Genomic DNA, 18879 nt, shown 5'->3' with positions numbered 1-18879 from the left:
CCTTTTCTATTTATCACTCAAATCCTCGTAAGTTCCAAAATTTGTCTGCTCAAAGCTCGGCAGCTCCCAGTACGCCTTGAAGGCGTAGTCCGCAATGGTAAATCCCATCACTGCGCCGGTGCCTTCACCCAGGCACATGTTCGCCAGAATGTACGGCTGTTTGCCGAGGGCATCCAGCACCATCTGCCCTGCCGGTTCGTTGGAGCAGTGGGACGGGAACAGATACGGGTCACACTGCGGCGCCAGCCGCACGGCAAGAAGCGCCGCCACGGAAGAGATAAAACCGTCGATAAAGGCAGGAACCCGGCACGCCGCCGCACCGATAAAGCATCCCACCAGACCGGCAATATCCAGGCCGCCCACCTTGGACAGCACATCCAGCGGATCCGACGCGTCCACCTGATTGAGAGCGATACTTTCCTTTATCACCGCGATCTTATGTTCCAGATCTTTATTGGTAAGACCCGCTCCCTTGCCGGTCACCTTCTCCACAGGCTGGTCCAGAAGGACGGAACATACCGCGCTGCTGGTGGTGGTGTTGCCGATGCCCATCTCTCCGGTGGCGAACAGATTATAGCCTTTGGCTACAAGCTCTTCCACCATATGGATGCCCACCTCGATGGCGCGCACCGCCTCCTCCCGGCTCATGGCCGGGCCCTTGGCCATATTGTCGGTGCCATATTTAATCTTGCAGTTCCGCACGCCCGGGTTATCGCAATCCGTGGCAATGCCGATATCCACAGGAATCACATCCGCTCCGCTCATGGCGGACATGATGCAGATGGTCGCGTTGTGTTTCGTCATATTTTCCGTGACAGTCTTTGTCACTTCCTGTCCGGTCTGGGTGACGCCCTCCGCCACCACGCCGTTGTCAGCCGCCATGACGATAACCGCTTTTTTGCCCAGATGCGGATTCTTATCCCCGTAAATCCCGGCAAACTGCGTCACCATCTCCTCCAGCCGTCCCAGACTGTAAAGAGGCTTGCCCAGCGTATTCCAGCGGGCGTGAGTATATGCCATGGCCTCCTTGTCCAGAGGCTGTATTTTCTTAATCGCTTCCTCCAGTGTCAATTCTATCATCCCTTCCGATATTTCCGTTATCTCGTTTCCACCCATATATGTAAGGGCCGCATTTCCCGATACTCACATATTCCTGCAAATGTACCGCCGCCCTCATTCTGCAAAGTCTGCAACAGGGTTATCCACATATCGCAGATTCCCACGGCGGCTCTGTCCACATTTCTCCGCTTCTGTCCACATCACCCTACCATATTCCATAAAGTCCCACCGGGAATCCGGCGAATCTGGTGATGATGAGTACCAGTATCAGCAGAAAGATCTCCGCCAGTTCGCTGCCGGCTCCCATGACGTCTCCGGTGATTCCTCCGATCTTGTCGGTGATGTACACGCGGAACAGATACGCCAGCACGAACAACACCGCATACATGAGGATTCCCCACCAGGAAAATGCCACGGTCATGGCGATGAGGCCGAGAATCACCGTGCCGATGACGGTACTAAGGCTGACCGTGCCCACGTAGATACCGATACCGGTCTTTCTCGGGTACACCGCCTTGTAGACGATGGCGCCCTGCACCATTTTACCGGCCACAGGCATCATGAGAATCATCAGCCACCGCATGTCGCAGCAGGCAAGTCCCACCACCTTCAGCATAATGTCAAAGCACATGGCGATGCCGCCGTTGGTGCCGATGCGGCTGTCCTTCATAATCTCCAGCATCCGCTCCCTGGTCCTGGCGGAATAAATGCCGTCCGCCGTGTCGGAGAGGCCGTCCAGATGGAAGGCTCCCGTCACGAAGAAGTTAGCCAGGAGGGCAAAGATGATGCCGTAGATCTCCGGCAGAATCTGGCACACCAGCAGGTACACCACCATGTCAATGAGACCGATGATCAGTCCCACCACCGGATAGTAGAGAAAGCCTTTGTGCATGTCCTCATCTTTGACCTCGCCCAGATCCACGTTGACCGGAATCCTCGTCATAAATCCCAGGGTCAGCAAAAATCGTTTTATTTGTGTTTTCATTTCATCAGCATCTCCTTTTTGCCGCATTGCGAGCAATTTCGCATAATTTCCGGCCGCCGCGCCGCCGTCTTTTTGCCGCTAATTCTCCCGGACATCTTCGATGATCGTATCCACGATGCCCTGGGCCGTATAGACTGCCGCCGTCCTGTCCACATGCAGTCCCTCCGCCTCGGCGGTCTTTGTGGTCACCGGGCCGATACTGATGTATTTTGCCGATACATTTTCCAGGCTGCCCGCCATGGATACGAAGGCCCGCACGGCGCTGGAGCTGGCAAATGTAATGTAATCCACGGTTTCAATGAGCCGTGACAGCTCATCGGCCTTGCGCTCGTCCACCACCGTGTGGTAGAGAGACACACAGGTATGGTCGATGCCCGCCGCCGTCAGAGAATCCGGCAGCACCGCGTTGGCTTCCTCCGCCCGAAGCAGCAGCACCTTATCGGTCGGCTTCATGTGCGGCACCATGGCCGCCGCCATGTCTTTGGAAGAATACGCCGTCGGAATCAGGTCGCTGTAAATGCCGTGGCCTTCCAGGGCTTTCTTCGTGCCGTCGCCGATCACTGCGAAATGTACATCCTTAAAGTCGCGGATATCTTTTCGCATGGCTTTTAATTTATCAAAGAAACATTCCACGCCGTTGGCGCTGGTCAGTACAATCCATGTGTAACTGTCAATGTCTGCCATGGCCCGGTCAAACTCCGGCGTGTCCATGGCTTCCGTCCGAATGAGGCTGAAGGAGATGGCCTCCGCCCCTTCTTCTTTCAGCAGCGGTGACAAACGCTCCACCATGGAACGGCTTCCAGTCACCAGCACACGCTGTCCGGACAACGGCTTTCCGCCGTACCACTGCAGTTCGTCGGCCAGGCTCACCACGTCGCCCACCACGGTGATGGCAGGAGTCTGTATGCCTTCCCGCTCCACCACTTTCACGATATTTTCGAGAGTTCCCACCGCCATCTTCTGTCTTGCGGTGGTTCCCTCCTGCAGAACGCCCGCCGGCGTCTTCGGGTCCTTGCCGTTTTCTATGAGGTTCTTCACAATATTCGGCAGGTTCTTAAGTCCCATGAGGAAGATGAGCGTTCCCTCTTCCCTTGCTAAAGTGCCGTAATCCAGCACGGTGACTCCGTTTTTGTGATTACCCTCATGTCCGGTGATCACATGGAAAGAAGACGCATAATCCCGGTGAGTCACCGGAATACCGCAGTAGGCCGGAACCGAGTAGGAAGAGGAGATGCCAGGCACCACCACAAAGTCCACGTCTGCCGCGCGAAGCTCCTGTCCTTCCTCGCCGCCGCGCCCGAAAATGTACGGGTCACCGCCTTTTAAACGGACTACATTTTTTCCTTCCTTCGCCAGATCAATCAAAAGTTGATTGGTCTCGTACTGTTTCTTAAAATGATGAGAAGAACGTTTGCCCGCGAAGATCAACTCCGCGTCGTCCCGCACCTCATTTAACAGAGAGCTGGACGCCAGACTGTCATAGACAACCACGTCCGCCTCCCGGAGTACCTTGAGACCCTTCCTTGTCATCAGGTCCTCGTCCCCCGGGCCGGCTCCCACCAGATATACGATTCCTTTATTCACTTCTCCTGCAATGTCCTTTCCAAGCTGAGTGGCCGCTTCCAGCATGCCCTGCGCGTCCGCAGTGATGTCCATATTCGCCCGGCGCAGATGCGCGCCGTCCTTCACAAACATAGCGTCCATGAGGAACCGTCCGCCTTCTTTGCGGCAGTATGCCGCCGCCGGCGCGTTGCAGCTTCCGCCGATGGTCTTTAAGAATGAACGCTCCGCAGCAAGGAGACAGGCCGCCTCCGCATCATGAATGGCCGCCAGCATCTCTGCCGTCTCCGCATCGTCCGTCCGGCTTTCCACCGCCAGGATGCCCTGGCCCGCCGCCGGAAGAAATGTCCCCGGCTCCAGATATTCATAATGAAATTCTTCTTCGTTGTCGTAACCCAGACGCTCGATGCCTGCCGCCGCCAGGATGATGCCGTCATACTGGCCTTCTTTTAACTTGCGCAGTCTCGTCTGTACATTTCCCCGCAGTAGCTTGATCTGCACCTGCGGATTGATTTCTTTAATCTGCAGTTCCCGCCGGAGGGAGCTGGTTCCCACCACGCTGCCCGGCGCCAGGTCCGCAAGCTTCGTTCCGTCCAGACTCACAAAAGTGTCTCTGGCGTCCGCCCGGGAAAGCACCGCGCCGATGCCAAGCCCTGCCGGAAACTCCATCGGCATATCTTTCGCGCTGTGCACGGCGATATCAATGGCTCCGGACAGAAGCTCCGCCTCCAGCTCCACGGTGAACACGCCCTTGCCCCCGAAGGAGGTCAGGGAGCGATCCAGCAGCTGGTCGCCCTTGGTGTCAATCTTTACAATCTCAATCTCCGTCTCCGGAAAGGCACGAAGCAGCGCGTCTTTTACAATCTCTGTCTGCACCAGAGCCAGAAGACTCTTTCTGGTTCCGATTCTAATAGTCTTTTTCATAAATGCCTCCGACTAGCCAATATTGGCAAATCCGTATTTATCCTCGTATCCCCGCGGGGTGATCATTTTGCCTTCTCTCACATAGGTGTTAGAATTACCGATCACCACGATGCTGAACATGTCAATCGGCGCATTTTTCAGCTCGCCAAGGGTAGTGATGTAAGAGGACTCTTCCTCCCGGCCCGCGTGGCGCACCACGCCCACCGGCGTGTCTGCATCCCGGTATTTCATCAGGATATCCGCCGCCTTCTCCACGTAATCCACACGTTTCTTGCTCTTTGGATTGTAGAAGCAGACGATGAAGTCACCCTGTCCGGCACAGTCCACTCTCTTCATGATCAGGTTAAACGGCGTCATCAGGTCGCTTAAGCTGATCACCGCAAAGTCGTGCATCAGCGGGGCGCCCAGCACAGAAGCCGCCGCGCTGGCTGCCGTCACGCCCGGCACCGTCTCAATCTCCACATCGGCTTTCTTCTCGTTGGCAATCTCCAGCAGGATACCCGCCATGCCGTAGATGCCGCTGTCGCCGGAGCTCACCATGGCGACTGTCTTACCCTCGCTGGCAAGGTCAATGGCCATCCGGCACCGATCCATTTCTTTGGTCATCGGCGTCGCTACATATTCCTTGTCCGGGAAAAACTTCTTCAGCATCTCCACATAGGTGGTGTATCCCGTAATAATATCTGCATTTTTTATCACATCAATGGCTTTCGCCGTCATATGCTCATAACCGCCCGGGCCAAAGCCCACCGCGTATAATTTACCCATTGTTTTCCTCCATCTGCTCTAATGATTCAGGCACCGGAAAAACATCTCCAGATCCTCCGGATCATTGTTCTCCCGCACCCAGTAAAAGAGGTGGTCAAATGCTTTTTCCACGCCCTTGTGTTCCGTCACCTTCATAAAGTTATCCCGCACCTTCGCCATGATCGGCAGAGACTTCTGGAAGACCATCCACTGCTCAAACTGCAGCTCGTACTCTTCCAGAATACTGGTGGCCGCCTGGGCCTCCCGCAGCTTCTTCTGATTGTTCTCTTTGGCTATGCGGGTAAAATCATCGATGTTGTAGTAGGCTACGCCATTAATAGCCGTCACCTTGGATTCGATGTCCATCGGCACCGCCAGATCCACAAATACCCTCGGCTTTTCTGTCCGTATGCTCTTTCTGATCTTGCTGCTGGTGAGCGTATAATGCGGACTGGATGTGGCGCTGATGACCACGTCCATGGCGTCTATGTAATCGTAGCGGTCCTCATACTCGATGGTCAGGAAATTATTCTGCCCATGCTTGGTACTGATGACCTTGTTACTTCTGGTGGTGACGTAAACTTCCGCCTCATCAAGAGACAGAATATTCATCAAAACGATGCCGCCGATCTTGCCGGTGGCTCCGATGATCATTACCTTTTTATCTCTGAGCGTGCCCAACGCTTCCTCCGCCACCTTGATGGCAAGAGTCGCCGTGGACACTGAAGTTCTCGACAAATCCGTATCGGTCTTTACCTTTTTGGCGCTGGTCACCGCCATCCGGAAGAAGGTATTCAGATAAACTCCCGTGGTTCCGGCAGCTCTCGCCTGCTGATGGGCCGTCTTCACCTGCCCGAGAATCTGATCCTCCCCGATGACCATGGAATCCAGGCCCGCCGCCACCTGAAACAGATGCTGGATTGCCTTTTTTCCATGGAAAAACAGCAGATAATTTCCGATATCCTCTTCTTCCTCCGCGCCTGCGCACTGCAAAAGCACGTCCTCCATAAGATTGTATACAACGCCCACGCTCTCCGACTCGGAGTACACGTACATTTCCGTCCGGTTGCAGGTGGACAGAACCACACATTCCGAGACCTCCAGGTACTCGGTCATCTTCCGCATCATATCCTTCTGCTGTTCTTCCGTGAACGCAAACATTTCTCTTATGCGAAGAGGCGCGATCTTATGGCTGATACTGATGATCTGAATCCCCATTTTTTCCTCTTTCCTGACGCATTTGCTGCGTTAATAATGGTAGATTTGGAAGTTCACTTCCAAACTTATTCCTTTGCTTTCCTGAACTCATGTGTAAATGTTTTGTCGTACAGTTTGGACAGTTCGTACTCATCCCCAAGGAAATCTCCCACCACGGTGAGGGCGGTCTTGGTGATGCCCGCTTCTTTTACCTTTTCCGCGATGTTGGTCAGATTGCCGATGACAATCTTCTGATCTTCCCAGGACGCCTTGTACACAACCGCCACCGGCGTATCTTCGCGATATTCCTCCCGGAGAGTCTCCGCCAGCTGATCGATCATGCCGACACTCAGGAAAATGATCATCGTGGAATTATGTTTCGCCAGATCCCGAAGCTTCTCCTTCGGAGGCATCGGCGTTCTTCCTTCCATTCTGGTGAGAATAACCGTCTGGGACACGCCCGGAAGGGTATACTCTTTCTTCAATGCTGCCGCTGTCGCAAGAAATGAGCTGACTCCCGGAATCACCTCGTACTCAATGCCCAGACGACTGAGTTCATCCATCTGCTCCCGGTGCGCGCCGAAAATCGCCGGGTCTCCGGTGTGGACTCTCGCCACGTCAAGCCCCTTAGCTTCGGCGTCCTTCATCACGTCGATGACCTCTTCCAGCGTCATGGTGGCGCTGTTGTAAATCTTCGCTCCCTCTTTCGCTCCCGCAAGAACCTCTTTATTTACAAGGGAACCCGCATAGATGATCACATCCGCCTGGTCAATGAGTCTCTTTCCCTTTAATGTCAGTAATTCCGGATCCCCAGGACCGGCTCCTATAAAATGTACCATTCTCTCTATTCTCCTTTTCTACAGGTATTTCTCTTAATTGATAAAGGCCATTCCGGCCTGATGCCGCAGGCTGCCGCCTATTCCGCCAGCAGTACATCGATAGTCTTCTGGATATCCTCGTCGGAATGTGCGCCGGAAATGAACATGGCCTCAAACTGAGACGGCGCCACGTAGATGCCGTTGTTCAGCATGTAGTTAAAGTAATCGGCATAAGCTTTCGTGTCAGATGACAGCGCTCCGGCGTAATCCTTTACATTTTCATCGGTGAAGAACGCGCACATGAGAGAACCGATCTGGTTGATGTGCATTTTCAGACCGAACTTCTCCGCTCTTATCTTGTAAGCCGCCGCCAGTTTCTTCGTGTTGGCCTCGATTCTGTCGTAGATGGACGGGTTATCCCGGAGCAGCTCCAGGGTCTTAATGCCCGCCGTGGTGGCAATCGGATTGCCGGACAGAGTGCCTGCCTGATATACTTTGCCGGTCGGCGCCACTTTCTGCATAATCTCTTTCTTACCGCCGTACACTGCCATCGGCATGCCGCCGCCGACGATCTTGCCCAGTGTGGTCATATCCGGCTTCACGCCGAACCACTGCTGTGCGCCGCCGATGCCCAGACGGAATCCTGTGATAACCTCGTCGAAGATCAGGACTGTTCCGTTCTCCTCGGTGATCTCCCGCAGGAACTGCAGGAATCCTTCCTCCGGCAGAACCACACCCATGTTGGCAGCCACCGGCTCCACGATGAGAGCGGCAATCTGATCTTTATTATTCTCAAACAGCTCCCGGACAGAATCTCTGTCATTATAGAGAGCCACCAGCGTCTGCTGTGCAAAGGACGCCGGAACGCCGGCGCTGTCCGGCACGGACTGGGTGAGCGCAGCAGAGCCTGCCTGCACTAAAAGGCCGTCGGAATGTCCGTGATAACAGCCTTTGAACTTGATGATCTTATCTCTTCCCGTATATCCTCTCGCCGCACGGATGGCGCTCATGGTCGCCTCGGTGCCGGAGTTGACCATCCGCACCATCTCCATGGACGGAATCAGCTCCCGGATCATGGCCGCAAGAGTATTCTCCTTGCCGGTCGGCGCGCCGAAGGTCAGTCCGTCATAGCAGGCCTTCACCACCGCTTCAATCACTTCCGGATGGGCATGTCCCAGAATACCAGGGCCCCAGGAACACACATAATCTATATATTGATTGCCGTCCACATCCCAGACATACGCGCCCTTGGCATGATCGATAAACAACGGATTCCTTCCCACGGAACCAAACGCACGCACCGGTGAATTCACACCGCCCGGCATCAAATCCAACGCAATCTTATAAAGCTCCTCTGACTTTGTTGTATTCAATTCTACAACCTCCTTTTTAATATTTATGACTGCCGCCGATACATTTCCGGCAGAATACCAGTTCATTTTAAACGCTTTTCCTAGTATATCATGAATCTTATCCGGGCTAAAGATAGTTTTTCATTTTGACAGTCAAAAAAGTATCATTCTACCGCAAAAAAAATTGTTCTGATTTATTTTCCCTATATTTTTACCAAAATTCTCCGAGTTTTTTATATTAAATGCCTGATTTCCCACTTTTTCCCGGAATATTTTTCCTCTCGCTAAGACAGAAAAATACAGTTCTCCTCACCCTTGACACCTGTCTCTGTTCCATATATCATGATAAAAGAATAAGACTCTGAGACTGCAGGGGCAGCCGACTAAGACACGCGGCAGCTTCCGCCGGCGGTGCTGTATATCATTTTTCCGCACTGCTTCAGCAAATGTATCTCAGATCAGGAGAAGGATCATGGAGTTACGACAAATTCAGTATTTTATACAGCTTTATAAGGATCTTAACATCACAAAAGCCAGCAAAAATCTGTACATATCACAGCAGGGACTGAGCAAGTCCGTGAGCCGTCTGGAGGAAGAGCTGGGCTTTTCTCTGTTCGACCGCCACACCTCTGGCGTGGAGCCCACCAGAGAGGCCGATTTTCTGTTTCAGCATTTTAATAAAATCGCCAATTCCTACCACGAGCTTCTGCTGGCCATCGACAACATCCGGCAGAACCGGGTGCTGAAAATCGCCGCCTACCACGGCTTCGCCCTGTCCTGCCGAAAGGACTTTCTTTCCGGCTACCGGGCCTCCTACCCGCAGTCGGAGATCCGCTACCAGGAGAAGAACAACCACGACATTCCGGAGCAGCTGCTCTATCAGCATGCAGACGTAGCCTTCATGCAGGCCCCGATTCCCGAAACACTGACCTCTGTACATTTACTTCACCGGGAACCGGTTCATCTGGTCATGGACAAACGCCACCCTCTGGCCCTGAAAGGAAATGTCCGTCTGCCCGAGCTTCACAGCCAGAACCTGCTGCTCCTGGACAGCATGGAGGACTTCAACACATTTATTTTGAAACAGGCAGCCAAAAAGGGAGTCTCCTGCCAGGTGCAGGACACCGCAGGCATCAACGAATTCCTGCACATCCTCCACGGCTCCTCCCTCATCGGCTTCGCCTCCCGCCGCATGTTCCAGTATTATTCCTTCCCGGAAGTGGCCTTCGTTCCTTTCGCCGCCAGCGAATACGAAAAATACCCGGAACTGACCATAGAGACCCATCTGGTCACCCCCGCGGACATCACGCCAGACGAGACAGCCCGGCAGTTCATCGACTATATCACGCAGAAGACGCTACTGAAAGGGTGACAATATGGAGCGGGGCGTTATTTTACAGCATATCGGGTTTCACAAACATCACAAAAAACAGGAGGGACATCCATATGTCAACCGCATACTTTTATCTCACCGGCGAGGGCGAACAGCTGGCCCGCAGACTGGCAGCCTCCCACCCCGGCGACCTCTATAATAAAGAAAACTTCAAGGCGAACCTGCAGGAAGCCTTTCACAAATACGACTATCTGGTCTGCATCATGGCAACGGGCATCGTTGTCCGCATCCTGGCTCCGCTGATCGTCCACAAGACCAGCGACCCGGGCGTCGTAGTCCTGGACCAGAAAGGCCGCTACGCCATCAGCCTGCTGTCCGGCCACCTGGGCGGCGCCAACGACCTGGCCCGTGAAATGGCCGCCATCTCCGGAGGCGAAGCCGTTATCACCACCGCCACCGATGTGGCCGGCGAACTGTCCTTCGACACCTTCGCCAAAAAACACCACATGGCCATCGAGAACATCGGACAACTCAAACACATCAGCGGTGCGCTCCTGGACGGACGCTCCATCCGCGTGATTACGGATGGAAAGTATGAGGAACTGACTGGCGGCACGCCTGCCGCTACCGGGCATAATTCCGGGTCCACGTGGCACGGTACCGCCGGGAAAATACAGATTCTTACTGTTAAGGAGGCAAACTGCACGGATGAGGCAAACCTACCCACAGTCGTCATCGACGAAGGTTTCACCTTCCCGTCCGCGCCGCCATTTCCTGTCCTCTATCTCCGGCCCCGGACCATCTGCGCCGGCATCGGCTGCAAACGGCACATGGACGCCGCTTCCATCGAGGAAGCCTTGCTTACGACATTAAAAAAAGAGGGCATAAGCCCTCTTGCACTCAAATGTATCAGCACCATCCCGCTGAAAGCCAACGAACCCGGCATCCTCACCACCGCCGAACGGCTGGGAGTTCCCGTGGAGGTCATCTCCACCGCCGACATTGAAGCGCTGGATATCCAGACCCTCGGTATCCAGACCTCGAACTTCGTGGCAGAGCAGACCGGCGTTCTCTCCGTCTCCACCGCCAGCGCCTATCTGGCCTCAGGCAAAGGGCGCATCCTGCGGGACAAAGTGAAATATAAAGGGATAACCGTGGCGTTGTGTCAGAGTGAAGGGAAATAGACGGATATCAGTACAGACAAATGCAGGTATATGTTGACATAGACAATATGAAATAATAAAAAACGGACAAAATAGAAGGGGGAGACGAAAATATCTCCCCTGAAAGTTTTGTAAAACTTATATTATTTGATTTGCAAAATAAGAAGTTATTCGGCAGGCGTCGCCTCTCCTGCATCTCTTTTAACCCAAAGGGTGCGTGGTTGCAACGAAATTTACCACCTCGAATAACTTCTTACCTAATTGTACTTCAATTATATAGTAATCATTCTTTTTTGTAGCATATCCTTTTTCCGATTTAATCTTTTTTATAACTAGCCCTGTATTTTTGTGTTTATCCTCTATAATGAAATCTGGATCACAGATAATTTCTGACAAGTAATTTATCACTTCGTTATAAGCATCGGGATGCCTATCTAATATATGTCGTAATTGATTGTCCGTGATAATCACTTCATCTGTAATAAGGACATTTGCAATACATTTATAAATTTTTCTGTCAATTTTCCCCACTGTATGTATCATTAGTATCCACTTTCATTTTCTGTGTATTGCATCAAAAACAGGGACACTTATTTCTCAAAAATCTCTCCCTATCTCCTCCAGCACATCCTCAAACCGCAGTGCTCCGCCAAATAAATCCAGTGCACTTCCGATGGTCACATCCACCTTACCCCGGCCCAGGCTTTTCAGTTGGCGCAAATCTTCCATGGTGCCTACGCCGCCGGCGTAAGTGACCGGAATACCGTCCCAGCCGCCAAGGAGCGCCGCGATGTCTTTCTCGATTCCACCGGCCTTTCCTTCCACATCTACAGCATGAATGAGGAACTCATCGCAGTATCCGGACAGTTCATCCAACACCTCCTCGGTGAGCTTCACATCAGTGAACTTCTGCCACCGATCTGTGACGATATAGTAGGCGTCGTCTCTCCGCCGGCAGCTCAGGTCAAGGACCAGCCGTTCCCTGCCTGTCACCTTGACTATTTTCTTTAAATTCTCATAGTTAATCATTCCATCCCGAAATACAAAAGAAGTCACAATAATATGCGATGCCCCCTGCTCCAGAAAAAAGGCCGCGTTTTCATCATTCATGCCTCCTCCGATCTGCAGCCCTCCCGGGTAAGCCGAAAGAGCCAGGCACGCCTGCCGGACGTCCTCTTCATAATATGGACTTCCTGCCGGATTCAGGAGGATAATGTGCCCGCCGGTCAAACCGGCGTCCCGGTACAGAGCCGCATAATAATCGCCGTCCTTCTCCGAGACAAAATTATCCTCTGCATAATCTCCTTTATCCAGAAGGCTGCCGCCCACAATCTGCTTTACTTTTCCGTTGTGAATATCTATACATGGTCTGAATCTCATAATACACCATCGCTTTCTGCTCTCGCTTTTCCTTCGCTATGTATCTTGTTGATAATCTCATTTATCACATCTTCTGCGCTTCCCTGTCTGCTCACTCCGGCAATCATTCTCAGGATTTCATCCTGCATCTCGCGCCGGCCTTCCTGATGCCCCTCCCGGCGGCCTTCGCGAAGGCCCTCTTCCTTTCCACCATTAAAGATTCTCTCTGAATATTCACACATCTCTCCGATTCCTCCCTTCTCCCGTTTCAGGTAGTCTACTCGCCGGGATAATGCTCCCTGGCTCATATCGTCCGGATCGCTGGTTTTAAAGAAATATCTATTTGGCCTATATTGACACAGTTTCTCTTTCTGCAATGTTCTCCAAGATTCTCTCTATAATCCCCTCGTCTACTCCCTGCGCTCTCATTTGAGCTACCATCATTTGTCGCCCTTCGTGAAGGCCGGCCTGTCTCCCTTCGCGAAGGCCCTCTTCCTTTCCACCATTAAAGATTCTCTCTGAATATTCACACATCTCTCCGATTCCTCCCTTCTCCCGTTTCAGGTAGTGTACCCGCCGGGATAATGCTCCCTGGCTAATTCTATATTAATTATCTTTTTTGTATTATATCACAAAATATAAAGAATTTCCTATATTTTTTAAAAAAATTGCTTTGCCCAAAAGCAGCTCCACATTTGCTCTTTGATAACACCTGCATGACATCTTCCCACAGAGAAAGCCCCCGGCAGTCTCTCATCAGACCACCGGGGGCTCTCCATTTGTAACAGTTCATTTTATTATAAATGTATCAGCGTACACGCATCCAATCTTTATCCGTTCGTGCGTCTTCTTCTGCGCGCCACAACCACGCCGCCGACGATCACTGCCGCTGCCAGCAGTCCGCCGTACAGCAGAATCTGGTTGTCGTCTCCGGTCCTGGAAGAACGTGAGCTGCGGTTGGTTCCGCTGGATGTGTTTCTGTTGCTGCTGTTTCTGTCCGTGCTGTTGTTATTATTGTTATTGCCGGCGTTTGGATCGGTCGGCGCTTGGGTGGACGGCTCCTGATAGTAGCCGTCAGCAGTGCCAAGGCTGTTGACGATGTTCACCGTTGCTTCGGTCTGGTCCATTGACAGGTTCACTGCCCCTTCTCCTGACACCGTATACGGGAAAGTGCTGTCCTGGCTGACCGGAACGCCATTTTCATTGGTCTCCTGCACAACGTAAGTGATCGGCTCCGTTCCGTCTGTACCACCCAGCGGGACTTCCACTGTCACAGAACCGTTGTTATTTAACTTCACGATCTCCGTTGGGTTCGCACTGACATTTCCCTGCGCATCCTGTGCAAAAATACCGGCATAGAAAGTATAATCGGTCGCTATGATATCATCGCCGTCTCTTACACTTTTTGTAATTGTGATATCACCGGTGTAATAGTAACCATCCGGCAGATCAGAATATACGTTACTGATGGTGGCATCGCCAATACCATCCGGCTCATTCTCCATAATGATCACCGGCGCTGCATCATGCCCCTCCGCGTCAAGGACTTCACCTGCCATACAGTAGAAACCGTTTTCCGTGCCCTGCTGTTTCATATATTCTATCGGTGTGCCGTCCTGCGTTGTCTCAAAAATATAATACGGCTGATCGGAGATCGGGACATTTTCAAAGCTGATTGTTGCGCTGTTTCCATCGATGATATTCACGGCTTTGATACCGCCCTGACCACGGTATGGTCTTGTCCCGTCTTCATCTAAAAACAGCCCGATATAATAGGTCGCATTTTCTGTGTGCACATCCTGCAGGTTTCCATCATAGATACCTTTCACCATTTTTGTGACATCAATACGTCCCATGGTCGTTACGAGACTTGCCTTCGGTGCGATCGTGATATCATACACCCAGCCGGTTTCATTGGCATAAGGCACAGGCATGACAAATGCACTAAACGATCCGTATGCGTTTGTATTTCCCTGGGACACCATATACATGCCCTGCTCCAGATCAGCAAATGTTACTTTGCCAGCTTCATCTGTCCAGACACTTTCTAAAGCTTCTATGGAATCTTCTTTTACTTTATCTGCCAGTTTTTTAGCTGTCGCTTCATTGTCTCCTGCATCCGACATATCGTTTAGATCAACATCTACATCTTTAAAAGCGTCTGTTAAAGTAAAATTAAAATATCCATTATCTACATCCAAGTCTCCCACTTTATAAAGATTGATCTGTACGTCTCTTTTACTTTCTGCCCCTTCCAGGTCAGGGAGTGTCACCGTGATACTTCCCGGCTTATCTGGATCATAAACATCTATCACCTGTCCGATGTCCCTTGTGTCGTCTTCCTCTGCCTGCACATTGGATACCACCCCAAATACCATGGTAAACGCAAGAAGAAATGCCATGAATACTCCATATTTTCTCATCGTATGCATTATCTTTTTCATAATACGCCTCCTTTTCCATTTCTATGGATTTGACTCATTCTCCCAAATCGTGGATAATCCACATGTATATATTTATAGTTAAAAAATATTATTTTTCCTTCTTCTTTTTCTTCATGACGATCCGAATCACCCCGATCGCGATGACCGTAACCGCCACGCCGCCGATCAGGAAGAACATGTAGTAATCCTGTAACAGATTACCAACGGTATCCGCCGCCGTCTCCGGCTGATCCTCCTCACCGTTGTATTCCACCCTCGTACCCCGCACCAGCAGCCGGTGGGTGTTCACACCGTAAGGGGTACAGGTAAATAAAGTGACATAATCCTGACCGTCCTCGATGGCCAGCGCCTGCTGCAAAGCCCCGGTGTCATCCTTGTCCACCATGGGCAGGATCTGATCCACCTCATAGGCCAGCACCTCATCAAAGATGTGGATATAGAACTGGTCGCCTTCCTCCAGCTGATCCAAATCTGTGAACAGCCGGGCGCTCGGCAGTCCCCGGTGGGCCGCCAGCACCGTGTGGTTGCTCTCTCCGCCGATGGGAAGCTTCGTCCCCTCGATGTGACCGATCCCGGTCTGGAGCACGTCATCGGAAGTGCCATGATAAATGGCCAGCTCCACATTTATTTTCGGGATGGAAAGGTAGCCCATCATGCCGTCTCCAGCGATGTTTAGGACATTCCAATACTCGGAATCCTTGTTCTCCTGACCGCCTTCGCTAAACACGTCGGCACTCATGGGCTGGTTCACAGTGATGCTGTCATTATAACTTTCTGCCTTTTCCCACTCTCTGCTGAAATCTTCGGTATCAGTATTCTCTGTGATATCCTTATAATTACTGATCAATCTGCTCTGCCGGTAAGTATTCCACTGATTGGAAATGGTAGGATACGCCAGAATCCCGAACCCGACCAGAAATAACAGAGCAAACAGGATAGTAAAGATCTTTCTTCTCATGGTCACTCTCCGTTCTGCTGTTTCCTGTCGTGTTTCCTTCTGCGCTCCGGATGCTTCCTCAGGTATCTGTCCCGAAGAATCAACGCTGCAATAAATGCACCGGTCAGCACCAGTCCCACAGCCACCCAGAAAATGTAATTGGTATGGAGACTGTTTCCAAATAGCGAGTTGGACGCCTCATCCGCCACCGTCTCCGCATCATACGGCACCCGGTGTCCCCGCACCAACAGGCGCTGGGTGTTCACCCCGTAAGGGGTACAGGTGAGCAGCGTCACCAGGTCTTCGCCCTCCACCACGGACAGCGATTCCGTCTGGTCCGGCTCCACCACAGTGATCTGATCCACCTCATAACAGAGGGTATCATCCAAAATGTGCAGAAGGAAGTGGTCTCCTTCCACCAGCTGATCAAGGTCTGTAAACAATGTGGCACTCGGCAAACCCCGGTGTGCTGAGATCACCGCATGGGTGCTCTCGCCTCCCACCGGAAGGGAACTTCCCTCCAGATGCCCGGCTCCAATCTGCAGCACCTCCTCGTCAGTGGTGTGATAGATTGGCAGTTCCACATCGATCTTCGGGATCTCCACAATCCCCATGATCTCATCGCCATTAATATTGAGGCAATTCATATACGCCTCATCCCGGTCCGACGCCTCCGCCACCGCGAAGGAATCGGGAAGAATCATTGGCATCAGCGCGTCATTATAGGCTCTCGCCTTTTCCCACTCTGCCTCGTAATCAATCTCTCCATTGGCGTCCTTCTCCGCCACACCTTCCTCATAACTGCTCATCAAACGGCTCTGCCGGTAGCTGTTCCACTGGTTGGCAACGAAGGGATACAGCAATACGGACAACCCGGCTAAAAATAAGACTGCGATTACTATGATGTTTAATTTCTTTTTCATCCGACCTCTCCTTATTGTTGTAACTTTGGTATGGTTAATTTCACTCATAAGATATCTCCGTAGAAAAACAGCCGTTTATATATGTCTTCCTCCTCCACCTCAGTCAGCCGCTTCTTCTATATTATGTACCATTCCTTCTTTTACCGGCGGCTGCCCTCACAGTCGCCGTCAGTCAATACAAAATGCCTTGTTTTTCTCGAATAAGATCTTCTGATATGAAATAGAACATACCACAAACCTACCCAACTATAGTTAATAACTATTTCATAAAAAATCCTTAAAGCAGCTTGCTTCCTTCCCTTTCTTATGATAAGCCGAGGTGGGAATTCCACCCCGGCTTGTGGTTTGTGTTAATCACTAATTACTTCTTATTATAATTATGTAATTGGTTCAGCCTAATGCCTGTCAAGTTCTCTCACCAGTTGATTAGTTAGCTTTCTTGCGTGTTGCGAAGAAGAGACCTGCTGCGGAGATCATGATGACACAACCAGCGATGGTGAAGAGGGTTGTACCCATGCCACCGGTACCAGGGAGAGATGCTAATTTTGTATCTGTCATCTCAGCTGTTGCATCGTAAAGGCCATCCTTATCTGTATCACTAGGGGTTTCTCCCCAATTTACATCTGCATTCATGTCATTTATGCTATAACCATCCGGAGCCTCTATCTCGTCAAATTCATATGTAAAGGTATCATCTTCAGGCTCAAGACCTTTAACAACCAAGGTACCATCTTCACCAGTTGTCAACGCTGTAGCCTCCTCTACATTTTCACTCCAACGAACTAAAGTATTAGTGCTAGGATCAACAACTGCATATAATGTATCAGCATCAATCTTTTTAATTAAATTGAAGACTGCACCTTTCAATTTTTCTCCTTCGGTATTCTTTTTAGTTAACGTCACCTTACCACTGGTTAATGAATCTGAATCATGACCAAATTTACCATTATTCTCTCCATTTCCAACTGTTACATCATTTCCAATCTGAAGATCAGTAACAATAGCTGTATATGTTAAAGTGATAGTACGGTTTGCATATACATTATTTGTTAAAATGCTTGACAAATCCAACGTAAAGTTCTGAGTAGTTCTTCCATCCTCTGTCTCATCAATCGAAGATGGTGTCACTTTAGCTGGCACATTATAATCTACACCATCAATAACTACATTAACTGTAAGCTCTCCGTTTTCATCTACATCATATCTTGCTCCTGTGATTGTATCTTTAACCTCATATTTTCTATTCGTATCTGTTTCTGGAACAAATGGTACTGTAGATTGAATCGTGTAGGTAACTGGTTTATTAATTTCAACTACTTTATCAGCATCATCATTTGATTTTTCAACATAAGTTGGTGCTTTTTTAGCATTGATTTCTTCTGCATCTAACAAACCACTTGGTTTACCACTTTCGTAACTAAATCCTACATACGCTGCCATTGGGCTATAGCTATATTTCTCTTCAAAACCTCTAATGACCCAAACACCAGCCTTATCTACTGTAAATGGGCTTCCTTTTGTATTTGTATCATCTAATGTATTATAAACTTTATTTAATGCTGCTGCGTATTTAGTATCAAAATTTGGAATTTCCTTTGCTTCAGAAGCACTTGGGTTCTGTGCATAAATCATTCCTTTAATAATAGCCTGTGTATCCTCTGTATTAAATGCATCTGATGCTGTAAAATATTGTGCATACTCTTCCACAAAATCCCAACCGGTATCTTTTGTAGGATCTTCTTTAATCACCTGTACTACTGCGAATCTTCCGTTTCCAGCATTATTAATTGTAATAGTTGCTGTGTCTTCTGCCGCAAATCCGGTTATGCTAAGTCCCATAACCATAGCCATTGTCATAAGAATGGCAAATAATTTTTTCATTCTCTTCATAAATACATCTCCTTTTCCGGGGATTCTCCCCTTTTGTTGTTGTTAGTTGCTATGATGTTTTGTTTCATCTCAGGATAACCCATGTTAATCATCATTACATTTCACTTGTCTAAGTTTCCACCTGCTGCGTTGCTATCAGTCAGCGTAGCCACCGCTACGTCTCCTTCCAGCGCCTTGCAGGATGAAAA

At 50.5% G+C, this 18879-nt stretch carries 17 protein-coding genes; 2 read left to right on the top strand and 15 right to left on the bottom strand.

The features are described 5' to 3' along the window. Positions 1-6: 6 nt before the first annotated feature. From cobT to hemL, 7 genes are all read right to left on the bottom strand, one after another. Positions 7-1080, bottom strand: coding sequence for a nicotinate-nucleotide--dimethylbenzimidazole phosphoribosyltransferase (cobT, locus tag B5F87_RS00235; RefSeq protein ID WP_242964196.1), 1074 nt, complete (start codon positions 1078-1080; stop codon positions 7-9). Between the two features lie 184 nt (positions 1081-1264). Then, positions 1265-2044: an adenosylcobinamide-GDP ribazoletransferase gene (cobS, locus tag B5F87_RS00230; protein ID WP_158096892.1), complete on the bottom strand. Its 780-nt coding sequence runs from the start codon at positions 2042-2044 to the stop codon at positions 1265-1267. Between the two features lie 78 nt (positions 2045-2122). Beyond that, positions 2123-4528, bottom strand: coding sequence for a hydroxymethylbilane synthase (gene hemC / locus B5F87_RS00225; protein WP_087275185.1), 2406 nt, complete (start codon positions 4526-4528; stop codon positions 2123-2125). 12 nt (positions 4529-4540) lie between these two features. Then, the gene (gene cobJ, locus B5F87_RS00220) at positions 4541-5296 is read right to left on the bottom strand and encodes a precorrin-3B C(17)-methyltransferase (RefSeq protein ID WP_087275182.1); all 756 of its coding nucleotides are present in this window, start codon (positions 5294-5296) and stop codon (positions 4541-4543) included. An 18-nt stretch (positions 5297-5314) separates the two neighbouring features. Then, on the bottom strand, positions 5315-6493 hold the full coding sequence (gene hemA / locus B5F87_RS00215; RefSeq protein ID WP_087275180.1) for a glutamyl-tRNA reductase: 1179 nt from the start codon (positions 6491-6493) through the stop codon (positions 5315-5317). A 65-nt stretch (positions 6494-6558) separates the two neighbouring features. Continuing rightward, positions 6559-7320: a precorrin-4 C(11)-methyltransferase gene (gene cobM / locus B5F87_RS00210; RefSeq protein ID WP_343215714.1), complete on the bottom strand. Its 762-nt coding sequence runs from the start codon at positions 7318-7320 to the stop codon at positions 6559-6561. 68 nt (positions 7321-7388) lie between these two features. Beyond that, positions 7389-8663, bottom strand: coding sequence for a glutamate-1-semialdehyde 2,1-aminomutase (gene hemL / locus B5F87_RS00205; RefSeq protein WP_087276063.1), 1275 nt, complete (start codon positions 8661-8663; stop codon positions 7389-7391). A gap of 451 nt (positions 8664-9114) precedes the next feature. Here hemL and B5F87_RS00200 point away from each other — a divergent pair, with 451 nt between their 5' ends. Together B5F87_RS00200 and B5F87_RS00195 are read left to right on the top strand one after the other, a co-directional pair. Further along, a complete protein-coding gene (locus B5F87_RS00200) occupies positions 9115-10014 on the top strand; it encodes a LysR family transcriptional regulator (RefSeq protein ID WP_087275176.1) in 900 nt (299 codons plus the stop codon). A 74-nt stretch (positions 10015-10088) separates the two neighbouring features. Next, positions 10089-11159 (top strand): cobalt-precorrin 5A hydrolase, encoded by a 1071-nt coding sequence (locus B5F87_RS00195; RefSeq protein WP_087275174.1) that lies wholly within the window; start codon positions 10089-10091, stop codon positions 11157-11159. A gap of 180 nt (positions 11160-11339) precedes the next feature. Here B5F87_RS00195 and B5F87_RS00190 read toward each other — a convergent pair whose 3' ends face one another. From B5F87_RS00190 to B5F87_RS00155, 8 genes are all read right to left on the bottom strand, one after another. Next, on the bottom strand, positions 11340-11681 hold the full coding sequence (locus tag B5F87_RS00190; protein WP_087275173.1) for a PBECR2 nuclease fold domain-containing protein: 342 nt from the start codon (positions 11679-11681) through the stop codon (positions 11340-11342). A 54-nt stretch (positions 11682-11735) separates the two neighbouring features. Then, entirely contained in the window at positions 11736-12518 is a 783-nt protein-coding gene (hisA, locus tag B5F87_RS00185) for a phosphoribosylformimino-5-aminoimidazole carboxamide ribotide isomerase (RefSeq protein WP_087275171.1), read from the bottom strand. Then, entirely contained in the window at positions 12515-12739 is a 225-nt protein-coding gene (locus B5F87_RS00180; protein WP_087275168.1) for a hypothetical protein, read from the bottom strand. Before B5F87_RS00180 ends, hisA begins: the two co-directional genes overlap by 4 nt. Before the next feature lie 106 nt (positions 12740-12845). Further along, positions 12846-13031: a hypothetical protein gene (locus B5F87_RS00175; protein ID WP_087275166.1), complete on the bottom strand. Its 186-nt coding sequence runs from the start codon at positions 13029-13031 to the stop codon at positions 12846-12848. A gap of 296 nt (positions 13032-13327) precedes the next feature. Beyond that, positions 13328-14941: a hypothetical protein gene (locus B5F87_RS00170; protein WP_087275164.1), complete on the bottom strand. Its 1614-nt coding sequence runs from the start codon at positions 14939-14941 to the stop codon at positions 13328-13330. An 88-nt stretch (positions 14942-15029) separates the two neighbouring features. Further along, entirely contained in the window at positions 15030-15899 is an 870-nt protein-coding gene (locus tag B5F87_RS00165; protein ID WP_087275162.1) for a class C sortase, read from the bottom strand. A 2-nt stretch (positions 15900-15901) separates the two neighbouring features. Continuing rightward, positions 15902-16801, bottom strand: coding sequence for a class C sortase (locus B5F87_RS00160; RefSeq protein WP_087275160.1), 900 nt, complete (start codon positions 16799-16801; stop codon positions 15902-15904). A 426-nt stretch (positions 16802-17227) separates the two neighbouring features. After that, positions 17228-18691, bottom strand: a complete 1464-nt coding sequence (locus B5F87_RS00155) for a SpaA isopeptide-forming pilin-related protein (RefSeq protein WP_087275158.1) — start codon at positions 18689-18691, stop codon at positions 17228-17230. Positions 18692-18879: the final 188 nt, after the last annotated feature.

It is taken from the genome of Eubacterium sp. An3 (genome assembly GCF_002159465.1).
Taxonomy (GTDB): domain Bacteria; phylum Bacillota; class Clostridia; order Lachnospirales; family Lachnospiraceae; genus Anaerobutyricum; species Anaerobutyricum stercoris.
This window is presented reverse-complemented; position numbering and strand designations above follow the sequence as displayed.